This is a genomic window from Meridianimarinicoccus aquatilis, from assembly GCF_004358675.1.
Lineage (GTDB): Bacteria > Pseudomonadota > Alphaproteobacteria > Rhodobacterales > Rhodobacteraceae > Meridianimarinicoccus > Meridianimarinicoccus aquatilis.
Window position 1 is genome coordinate 23,731 of sequence record NZ_SMZO01000041.1, and the last position, 9,645, is coordinate 33,375.

Annotated in this window: 9 protein-coding genes and 2 pseudogenes; 6 read left to right on the top strand and 5 right to left on the bottom strand. The window is 56.9% G+C overall.

Features of this window, described 5'->3' with window-relative positions:
- Positions 1-204 precede the first annotated feature (204 nt).
- On the top strand, positions 205-720 hold the full coding sequence (locus E2L05_RS15100) for a hypothetical protein (RefSeq protein ID WP_223866110.1): 516 nt from the start codon (positions 205-207) through the stop codon (positions 718-720).
- A 136-nt stretch (positions 721-856) separates the two neighbouring features.
- Positions 857-1,540, top strand: coding sequence for an IS6 family transposase (locus E2L05_RS15105; RefSeq protein WP_133343720.1), 684 nt, complete (start codon positions 857-859; stop codon positions 1,538-1,540).
- A gap of 52 nt (positions 1,541-1,592) precedes the next feature.
- Here E2L05_RS15105 and E2L05_RS15110 read toward each other — a convergent pair.
- The 3 genes and pseudogenes from E2L05_RS15110 to E2L05_RS15120 form a co-directional block, all read right to left on the bottom strand.
- Positions 1,593-1,985, bottom strand: a pseudogene (locus tag E2L05_RS15110) (IS6 family transposase); the annotation flags it as partial.
- A 220-nt stretch (positions 1,986-2,205) separates the two neighbouring features.
- Entirely contained in the window at positions 2,206-3,210 is a 1,005-nt protein-coding gene (locus E2L05_RS15115; RefSeq protein WP_133343721.1) for a ParB/RepB/Spo0J family partition protein, read from the bottom strand.
- Positions 3,207-4,409 carry an AAA family ATPase gene (locus E2L05_RS15120; RefSeq protein WP_133343722.1) on the bottom strand — a complete coding sequence of 401 codons (1,203 nt, stop codon included), beginning with the start codon at positions 4,407-4,409 and terminating at the stop codon, positions 3,207-3,209. Before E2L05_RS15120 ends, E2L05_RS15115 begins: the two co-directional genes overlap by 4 nt.
- Positions 4,410-5,068: 659 nt before the next feature.
- Between E2L05_RS15120 and E2L05_RS15125 the strand changes: the two genes are divergently transcribed.
- The 3 genes from E2L05_RS15125 to E2L05_RS15135 all read left to right on the top strand — a co-directional run bounded on the left by E2L05_RS15125 (position 5,069) and on the right by E2L05_RS15135 (position 6,796).
- Positions 5,069-5,302 carry a type II toxin-antitoxin system Phd/YefM family antitoxin gene (locus E2L05_RS15125; protein ID WP_133343723.1) on the top strand — a complete coding sequence of 78 codons (234 nt, stop codon included), beginning with the start codon at positions 5,069-5,071 and terminating at the stop codon, positions 5,300-5,302.
- Positions 5,299-5,694: a type II toxin-antitoxin system VapC family toxin gene (locus E2L05_RS15130; RefSeq protein WP_133343724.1), complete on the top strand. Its 396-nt coding sequence runs from the start codon at positions 5,299-5,301 to the stop codon at positions 5,692-5,694. Before E2L05_RS15125 ends, E2L05_RS15130 begins: the two co-directional genes overlap by 4 nt.
- An 82-nt stretch (positions 5,695-5,776) precedes the next feature.
- Complete coding sequence (locus E2L05_RS15135) at positions 5,777-6,796, top strand: replication initiation protein (protein WP_133343725.1); 1,020 nt, start codon at positions 5,777-5,779, stop codon at positions 6,794-6,796.
- 323 nt (positions 6,797-7,119) lie between these two features.
- Here the strand turns inward: E2L05_RS15135 and E2L05_RS15140 are convergent.
- Positions 7,120-7,344, bottom strand: a pseudogene (locus E2L05_RS15140) (recombinase family protein); the annotation flags it as partial.
- A 226-nt stretch (positions 7,345-7,570) separates the two neighbouring features.
- Between E2L05_RS15140 and E2L05_RS15145 the strand changes: the two are divergent.
- Positions 7,571-8,638: a hypothetical protein gene (locus tag E2L05_RS15145; protein ID WP_133343726.1), complete on the top strand. Its 1,068-nt coding sequence runs from the start codon at positions 7,571-7,573 to the stop codon at positions 8,636-8,638.
- A gap of 293 nt (positions 8,639-8,931) precedes the next feature.
- On the opposite strand, the gene E2L05_RS15150 is transcribed toward E2L05_RS15145, so the two are convergent.
- A partial coding sequence (locus E2L05_RS15150; RefSeq protein ID WP_133343727.1) for an efflux RND transporter permease subunit occupies positions 8,932-9,645 on the bottom strand: 714 nt, incomplete at its 5' end.

The following is a 9,645-nucleotide window of genomic DNA, read 5'->3' on the forward strand; positions in this document are numbered from 1 at the left end:
TGCCCGCAATCTCAAAGCTCACGCTCTATATGGCACCGAAAGTCTTTACTGTCAATGTATCCACCGTTCACGGCTGATGAAGAACACCACCTTCCGAACGTCCTATCCGCACCTAGGTTTGCGACCTATCTGCGCGAAACCGGCAATGATAGGACGCGAGCTCTCCACCTATACCACTGGAATCTTCAAGTATCAGCCGCGTTCATGGTTCCACTCCATGTTTTGGAAGTTGCGCTGCGAAACGCGATCGTGGAAGCAATCGAAGCTGTCCATGGAGGAACATGGCCTTGGACACAAGGCTTCATCCGTTCGTTACCGAACCCGCGCGGTCCGGCATACAGCCCCAAACGAGACCTCGAAGGTTGCGCAGCACAGCAACCCACTGCCGGAAAGGTCGTCGCCGAACTGAAGTTCGTGTTTTGGGAGAAGATGCTGACAAACAGGCACCAAGGCAGACTGTGGGACGATCATTTCTACGCAGTGTTTCCGGACGCGCCTCGTGGTGTCGCTGCCAGCCAGCGCCGATCTGAATTAAGGTCTGACATTGAAGCCGTGAGGAGGCTCCGCAACAGAATCGCACACCATGAGCCTGTTTTTCCGCGCGCCCTTCAGGATGATTTTGACCGGATCATCCGCTGCATAAGATGGCGCAACGAAACGACCAGCAACTGGGTGCTGGAAATCGAGACGGTGCGCGCACTACTCGCAGTGCGCCCCTAAGCGTCCCGCCCCGCCAGGAACTCGGTTCTGTCGCAAGAATCTGCGCCTGATCAAGCTGCGGGGGCCACAGCGGTTGCGGTCGGCTGATTGTCCTGTGTATCCGCTGCGGAATTAACCGCAGCAAGGAAACGGACAGATGATCACCTTCAAAGGGGCGCATTACCCGAAATCCGTAATCCTGTATGCGGTGTTTTTCTATGTGCGCTTTGCGGTGACATATCGGGAACTCGAGATCATCATGGCCGAGCGCGGGGTGCCGGTTGACCACGCGACGCTCAACAGGTGGGTCGTGAAATACGCCCCGCAGATTGCGCACAAAGCACAAAAGCGCAAACGCCCGACACGTGGATCGTGGCGGATGGACGAGACTTACATCAAGGTGAAAGGACGCTGGTGCTACCTGTACCGTGCCGTCGACAAGCGCGGCGATACGGTGGATTTCATGCTCTCCGAGCGTCGTGATGCCGCCGCAGCCCGCCGCTTCTTCAAGCGCAGCATCGAGACGAATGGCTCACCCGAGAAGGTCGTCATCGACAAGAGCGGGGCCAATCTGGCCGGGTTGCTGGCAACCAATGTGGTTCACAAGATCACGGTTGCAGCTCCGCCGATCAACATTCTGCAGGTGAAATACTTGAATAACCTGATCGAGCAGGATCACCGCTTCATCAAGCGGATCACCCGCCTTACGCTCGGGTTCAAGTCTTTTGACGCTGCTCAAGCGACGCTCACGGGTATCGAGACCGCTCACATGATCCGCAAGGGCCAGATCGGAAACGCAGGTGATTGTCACTTCCGTGTCTTTGCCGAACTCGCAGCATAATTGTGTCCAGAGGAACCCTCACCTTCGCCTGGTACGAAAAATGCGACAGAACCCCAAATTGCGCGATCAGCCTTGCCAGAAAACGCTTGGCAGCCTTTGCATTTCGCCGCGTTTGCACGAGTATATCCAGCGCATCGCCATTGGCATCGACGGCCCGCCAGAGCCAGTGTTTCACGCCGTTGATGGGGATCACGACCTCGTCCAGGTGCCATTTGTCGTTTGGGCGCGGCCGATCCCGACGGATGCAGGGGGCAAAATGCGCGCCAAACCGATTGACCCAAAGGCGAACAGCTTCACGGCTGACGATAACGCCGCGCTCTGCCCGCAGATCCTCGACATCTGCCGTGCTCAGCGCGAAGCGGTGGTAAGCCCAAACCGCGTATAAAATGATCTCACGAGGGAAGCGGAAGCCTTTCAGGCGTGGCATTGTCGATGGCGTATTCATGCCACGACCTCTACCCAAACCGCGATGGCCGAACAACTTGGCAATGCCGGTCAGTTTGATCAGCCAGAACGTTCGGGCTTCACTCAGCTCGCTGCACTCGCTGGATAAGTGTGCCCGCTAGAAAAGTTAGCTTTGGCTGGCGGAAACTTTGCGACACGGCGGTTTCACCGTAACTATCTATTATTGAACAGACAAATCCGCATCTTGCCAGTTGGCAACTTCACCTTCCAAACCGTTCATTCATATATTGAGCGAAGGCTTCTTCCAGTGCGTTCCGGCTCATGCTCTCGGAAAATTCCATCGTAACGCTGCGCCCTTTCTTGCGCACCGTGATGCCGCTTTCACCAGGACCGCGCCGATAGAGCGTTCCCCCCTGCCCTTTCGGTTTCGTCGCCTTCACCGATGCTTTCAGCGCCGCCAGGACCTGCGCGCCATCCGCGACCTTGCCTTGCGCTCTGGCTTCTGCCAACTCGGCGGCCACCGTGCACAGTTTGGCCCGATCGTCTGGCCGTGCCAAAAGTGGTTTCAACTGCCGTGCGTGCAGCTCTTTGATGTCCTTGATCGAGCCATAAGCCGATACGATTTCATCAGGCAACTTGGCCAGTTGCAGATAACGCGACAGCCAGCCTTCCGAGACTTCCAGCCGCGCCGCCATCGCTTTTTGCTTGCCGCCGTAATAGCGCTCCAGCGCGGCGGCATAATCGCGGGCCCGCTCATAGTCGCTGATGTCTTCCCGGTCACGGTTTTCGATGTCGGCCAGACGGAAGGCTTCTTCATCCGAAAGGTCGCGCACGTCGATCAGGTATTTGAACTGCGGATAGTTGTTAGCCCGCAGCCAGCTGACAGCAAAATGCCGACGGGCGCCGCAGATCACTTCATAGGCCTCTGCCCCGCCATTAGTGACACGCCGCACGATGGCCGGAAACTCTTGCCGTCCTTGTGACCGGATGCCGTCGATCAGGTCGCGACAACTGTCCTCGGTCAACAGGTTGTAGGCACGGTTGTGATGGGCCCACATGCGGCACTCGGCCGGGTCCACCCATTTCAGGGTCTTCTCTTCGATCTCGCCCGACAGACGATCACCAATAGTCGTGGACCGCTTCAGAAACCGGGCCCCGCCGCGGTCTTTCGGCTCCGAAGGCTCTGCGGATGCCTCGGTTTTGGCCGGCTGATTGTCGAGCCCACTGAGAATGTCGTCAAACAATGCGTCGTGTTTCTTGCTCACAGGATCCCCTCCTTGCGCAGATCAGAATGGTGGCTGGGCCAAGTCTTGCGGATCAGCGTTTCCACCTCACGCCCGACCGCATCAAGATAAGCGCGGCAGCGTTTGTGGGTTTCAGTCCGCCGGGCTGGCCCCGTCAATTCGTATACCGTCTTCAGGTTGGCCGTTGCGTTATCGATCTCGGCACTGTCCTTGAGCACCGATTGCAGAACGTCATGCGGAAAGACCGCGTCCATCATCCGCTTGATGGCCACATGGGCCGATTTCTGATCATCCATCTTGGTCGCCACAATCTTGACGAAGGAATAGGACCGCGCCCCGCCGTGCTGGGAAATCTCGCCCAATGTGGCCGCCATCATTTTGAGAAAATGCGCGGTTGAGGCGAAGTCGATGTTATTGGGCGGTGCTGGAATCAGCAGCGCGTTGGCCGCGCGCAGCACCGACAGCGATAGCATCCCCAGCGCCGGCGGCGGGTCCAGAAGGATGATATCGAACTGATCCTGAATTGACTCGACCCCATCGCGCAGCTTGTCCAGCACGAAGGTATGATCGCGGGCCATTCGGGCAGCGAACTCATACTCAGCATCGTACAGACCCAGATTGGCAGGGATCATTGCAATCCCAGGCCAGTACGTGGCGCGCAACGCATAGTGCAGCGTTGCAGGGCCGCCGTGGCGGAAAAACGGATACAACGTGTCCTCATCCTCATCGACATCTACATCCGGGTTCAGACCAAACACCGCCGTAGTCGAAGCCTGGCTATCGCAGTCGATCACACAGACCCGGTAACCTTTCAGCGCAAAATATTGCGCCAGATGGGTCACCAGCGTGGACTTCCCGACACCGCCTTTGAAGTTCTGAACCGCCATCACCAGCGGCGGATCGCCGGGCGCGCGATGCGGCAGGGTGCCAAAAACCTTTCGCATCCGGTTGACCTCGGCCAGCGAATACCCGGTCCGGCGACCAGTTTCTGGGTCTTTCTGTGGCTCGGGTAAACGACCGTCCGCCTCGGCGTCACGTATCAGTTTTTCTGACCGGCCGACCATCTCAGCTGCCGAGCGTACGTTGAAGCTCAACTCAAGTTTCTTTTCACTGCCCGGCGCATACACACGATCCCGCAGCCGGTTCATGACCGTATCGGCGCGGTTCGACAGATTTTGCAATTCGGAAAGCGAGACAGGGGGGAGAACCTGGTTGTCCATGGTATCCTCGAAAATGGCGTCAAAGGAATCATGCGGGACAGTGACCAGCCCTGCAAGTGCAATAATTTTCCGATATAGCCATAAAAAGCGGAACCTGAGGGGTAATGCCCCAATGAACGGAAGTCAGTGGTTTTTGCCTTCAGGATCGAAGATTGCAGGCTCTTGTACGTCGAAAGCCCCCGATTCGTAAGGGTAATGGCTATTCAAGGACAGTTATCCACAAAAACCAAAAAAAAACACCTGCTCCGGCAGGGATTCTAGATTCTAATTGTTCTATGTTCAGGACGTCTAAGCCACTTTGATAATTGCGGAAATTTTGGAATTTCATACTTTACGGGTGAGTAGGCCCTACATTTGGGATGGAAAAAACTTACCTATCGGGTTGGCTGGACTTACATGTTGGGTGTAGCAATTCGCTTACGTTTCGGGTGAGTTCAGACCCTTGCAAAACAAGCATTTTCTGGTTGATCTTCGACGAAAACCGACTGTCGTGGTGCATGCGCCCGAGTCGTAAGCCTTACGAATTGGGTGATTTAATGACCGTCGGAGTGCGCTGTACACATACAAATTTTAGAGGGTCGGTGTAAGAGTTCGGCGGCGCTTGAAATCAAGATCATGATTAGCTAACTTAGCTAACTTAGCTAACAAGGAGCGCCATGATGCAGTTTACCGTCCACACCGCAAAAAGCCAGTTGTCCAAGCTTATTGATGAGGCCTTGGCCGGCGAAGAGGTTGTGATCGCAAAAGGGTCAAAACCGGTGGTGAGGTTGGTGCCGATTGTCGCTGGAAAGTTTGCCTTTGGCACCATGTCGCAAGATCTTACCGGCCCGACGCCGGACTTTGCCGAACCGCTGGATGCCGATGAGTTGGACGCTTGGGAAGGCGGGGCATGACAGGTGTCTTGCTGGACACGCATGCCTGGGTTTGGACACTGACTGACGATCCGCGCCTGAGTATCGCTGGGCGAGAGGCAATTACGGCCGCAGAAACCGTTCGGGTCAGTCCGATTTCTTTCTTTGAAATTGGCCAAAAGGTTCGGGTAGGCAAATGGCCGGAAATGGCACCGCATGTGGACAGCCTGCCGGATCAGTTGCGGGGGCAGGGGGGAATGATTGCACCGTTCTCGGCGGATGTGGCCTTGCTGGCAAGCTTACTGGATTGGCCGCACCGCGACCCGTTCGACCGGATCATCGGCGCGACAGCCGCGCTTAGCGGGGATACGCTCATCTCGGCTGATGCGGTATTTTCGGCGTGGCCTGACGATCGGCTTAGGCGAGTCTGGTAGCAACCCTACGCTTTACCCGCGATACCTAGCTTGGTAGCTTACATCCAACAAATTACAAACGTAATAGAATCGAGTAACGCGCGTGGTTGCTGATCGTTCCTATCGCACTCTGGATGCCAAACCGAATGCCGAGAGCCTCGTCAAACCGGGAGAATTGGTGGATCTGGTCGAGGTCACGCCGCTGACGTTGGCGGATCGGCGGATCTACAACCAGCTTTTGGAAAATGCCTGGGACGGTATTGAAAAGCCGGTAACCCACGTGATCGCCAAAGCCGAGTTGCGTGGCTCGCATAATGCAAACGATCGCATCGGAGAAAGCTTAGAACGGCTGATGTCGGCCATCGTCAAGATTCAAGTAAACTGGGATGGCGAAGAGGCGATTGAGCGGGTGCAGCTGCTGGGCGGCAACATAGAAACCCTGCGCCGTGATGGTCTGATCGAGTATGAGATACCCGCGCGGCTGCGTAAGATCATCAAACAGTCCTCCGTTTTTGCACGGCTTCAGCGAGAAGTAATGTTTGCTTTGACCTCGAAGTATGCGCTGACCCTTTACGAGATGGTGCAAAAACGCGGCAACTTGAAGTATCGCTCGTCTGAGAAATTTACGCTGGAAGCACTGCGTGGTGTGCTTGGAGTGCCCAAGGGCAAACTGACAAGCTGGTCGAACCTGAACCTGCGTGCGATCAAACCCGCCGTGGCCGAGGTCAACGCCTTGAGCGATTACGTTGTGCAGATTGAACCGGTAAAGACCGGGCGCCGCGTGACCCATGTGGAATTTCGGTGGTGGCGCAAGGATCGTGACGGGGTCAATGCAGCTGAGCGCGAAGTGACGTTTTCAAAGGTTGGGCGGCGCGCGCGGGTGGCAGGCGATGTCGAGCCGGAAGCCGCTTCATTGAAACCGCGTCCGGCGTGGCTGGACGGGCAGGGGAGTGCGCTGCGCACTGAGACTTACGAAACCGCGAAGCTGCGGCATCCGGGCTATGACATCTATTTCGTCGAAAGCGAATGGCGGAACTGGTCAGCCGGACGTGAAGCCCCAAGGGATCCGGACAAGGCTTTTTTGGCATTCTTCAGAAAGTTCTCAGAAAACAACCCGTTGTAGGAAAAATTGCCAGTTGGAAATTTTTCATTCTGCTCAGTTTCTTGGCCTGCGTATCTGGTGGATCGGATTGATCTGGTTCTGAATTCCAGATTTTGCAGAGGTGCTCGTGGAGCATTGGACAAGCTGAGCGCCTTCAGGCGTCGTGCGAAGTTTCTCGGTTCGCCGATCACATGATCCGTCTGGCGGCTCAGAACAAAGAGGAGACTTTGGTTACCTTTAACGTAAAGCTTCTACGGGACGACGCGGTGTTTTTCTATGTCCGTTGTGCGGTTTTCTATTGCGATTTGGAGGAGATCATGGCGGAACGAGGTGTCGAAGTCGACCAGCAGATGCGACAGAGACCGCGCAAGCCGGTTGATCCGGACAACGACCAGCGTATCGTCGTTCTGGACGCGTTCGAGCGCACGCGCGAGCACAAGACGCGCACGATTGCCGCCTGAGGTGTGCTCTTCAAGGATTTCGACACATCCCGCAGATTTCAGGGCCTCGGACTGGGGCAGGGGGGTCTGCTCGTCGGTTGAGACGCGGGCATAGCCTATCAGGGGCATGAAATCGGACCGTTTGCAATTGTATAAGTCATAAATAAACGACCGTTTGACAACGAATGCAAGCAGGCGTTCTCTCGTTGAACTGGCGTACAATGCGTTGGTTTCCTTGCGCTAAGCGCGATCTGAGAGGTTCCGCCGACAGTCGCGCGGGCGTAATATATAAAGAGCGTCGGCAACCGCCACAAAACCGCTTGGGTAATGTGCATAATATTGGTAATTTGCACATATGAAGCCCCAACCGTCTGCATTGAATGATGATTTTGACGACCCCCTCATCACCATCGAGGAGGATGAAGGGGCTCACGAAGACGATCTCTGGTTCCTGCCTGGGCCATTCGAAGAAGAACCGGATGATTTGCCTCTTGGGCCGCGGGCGGAACCGCCAGACACTGCTGTCATCGAAGACTGGGTAAAGGCAGAAAGCGTTCACGCTGCCCGACTAGCCCGCGTGGCTGGACGCTTAGGAGCTCTGGATGACCGGCTGCTGCGCAGCCCGGAAGGTTGGCGGCATCGCCTCGCTTTGATCGAGGCAGAAAACCTCAGCTGGTTCGCAGGGGACCGGGTGAGTTCTGATCGTCTGGCGCTTTGGATATCGATGCGGTTGTCAGGTGCACAGGATGACCCAAATGCACTCGCAAGAGTTGGATGGGCTGTTCGGCGCCTGACAGGCGGTCCCGGACCAAAGGCGGACTTGGCAGCCTTCCTGGATCGCCGCGATCCCGAGAACATTCAAGACAGCGCAGAGCGTTTTGAAGATCGCGCGGGCGGTTGGCTGGATGTCATGGCAGCTGCGGGCGACTTACATCCAATCACGCGGGCTTGCATGGGCTTTCATCTCTGGAATCTAGCGGGCCTCGGACAGCACGGCGACCAGATCGAAGCCGCCGTCACCGCGTCCAGGATCGTGGCAAGCGATGGAAGAGGCGCCATTTTCGCACCGCTCGCTATGGGCGGGGCAGGGGGGCTGCGTGTCTCGGGCTCGCCAGCCGAACGCTTGGCCCGCTGGTTGGATGGGATGAGCAGCGCAATGCTGACGGCGATGCGAACACTTGACGATATTGAAGCGTGGACCGGTCGGGCAGAAAACGTCATGGCGCAATTGTCTGGCCGCACGCCGGTCGCCTTGCGAAGAACTTTTTCTCAGTGGCCCTTGGTCTCCGCCCCAATGGCTGAATCCGTGACCGGAGCCAGTCGCGCCGCCGTTCAGCGCAATCTGGCGTGGATGGAGGCAAGCGGTTTGATCCGCGAAGTGACCGGGCAGGGGCGCTATAGGATTTGGAAAGCAACAGTCTAACGGATCGTCCAGTGATGGATGGGAAAGATTTTGCACTTTCTTCAGGTGCTTAAGCGAGAGCGTGTGCACAATGTGTTCATTGTTTGATCGCACTCGATTGTGGTTCGTCGTGCGCTTTTCAGCCGAGTGTCTTCAGGTGTAGGTTATCCAGGGTCGCGATCGCCGCTATTTGTCCACCTCGTGTCCGGACGAAACTCGTCCGAAATCTGAAGCGGAATGAACGTCCGCTCGACAATTTGCTTAGCCCTCTGCCAGTCCCAATTGCTTTTGTTTATTGAGGAGGCGGGGTGGGGTCAGTGACCTCCTGTAACGGCAGCATGGCCCTGTTTCCTTGGCCGAATGTCCTCGAGCGCTGCATAGAATGCGGGCAACACCAAAAGGATCAGAACCGTTGCTGCCAACAGCCCGAAGACGACCGAGATAACGAGTGGCTTGAGCGTTTGGGCCTGGGTCGAAGTCTCCAAGAGTAACGGGGCCATCCCCATGATGGTGGTCGAGACCGAGACGAAGATCGGACGGAACCGCGACCGCACAGCCTCGCCAGCAGCCAACGCGGCAGACAGCCCGTCGGCGCGGCGGGCGTTGATAACACCGACCAGTAGGATAGCGTTGTTCACCACGATGCCCGCGAGCGACGCCGCCCCTACCAGCGACGGCATGGAAATGTTGTAGCCCATCAATACATGGCCCCAGATCACGCCCAGAAACGCCAGCGGGATGGTGATCATCACGATCAGCGGCTCAACATAGCTGCGAAACTGGAAGCTTAGCACGAGGTAGATGCCCACCAGCCCGATCAGGAAGCCGCGTAGGATCGAGGAGACGGTTTCGGCCGAATTGGCGGCCTGTCCCCCGATCTCGAAGGTGAGGCCGGGGGTGGCGGCGGTCAGATCGGGCAGAAAGCCCTCGGACAGCCGCGCAGTGATCGCATCGGCATTGCCGATCCGGCCGTCCACATCGGCCGCGACGGTCAGCGTGCGCAGTCCGTTGCGCCGCATGACGGTTCC

What these genes read in the sequence shown, in the direction of transcription:
- E2L05_RS15105 (WP_133343720.1), top strand. Translation starts at nt 857, where the DNA reads ATGATCACCTTCAAAGGGGCGCATTACCCGAAATCCGTAATCCTGTAT.
- E2L05_RS15130 (WP_133343724.1), top strand. Translation starts at nt 5,299, where the DNA reads ATGACAGGTGTCTTGCTGGACACGCATGCCTGGGTTTGGACACTGACT.
- E2L05_RS15125 (WP_133343723.1), top strand. Translation starts at nt 5,069, where the DNA reads ATGCAGTTTACCGTCCACACCGCAAAAAGCCAGTTGTCCAAGCTTATT.
- E2L05_RS15100 (WP_223866110.1), top strand. Translation starts at nt 205, where the DNA reads ATGGTTCCACTCCATGTTTTGGAAGTTGCGCTGCGAAACGCGATCGTG.
- E2L05_RS15145 (WP_133343726.1), top strand. Translation starts at nt 7,571, where the DNA reads ATGAAGCCCCAACCGTCTGCATTGAATGATGATTTTGACGACCCCCTC.
- E2L05_RS15120 (WP_133343722.1), bottom strand. Translation starts at nt 4,409, where the DNA reads ATGGACAACCAGGTTCTCCCCCCTGTCTCGCTTTCCGAATTGCAAAAT.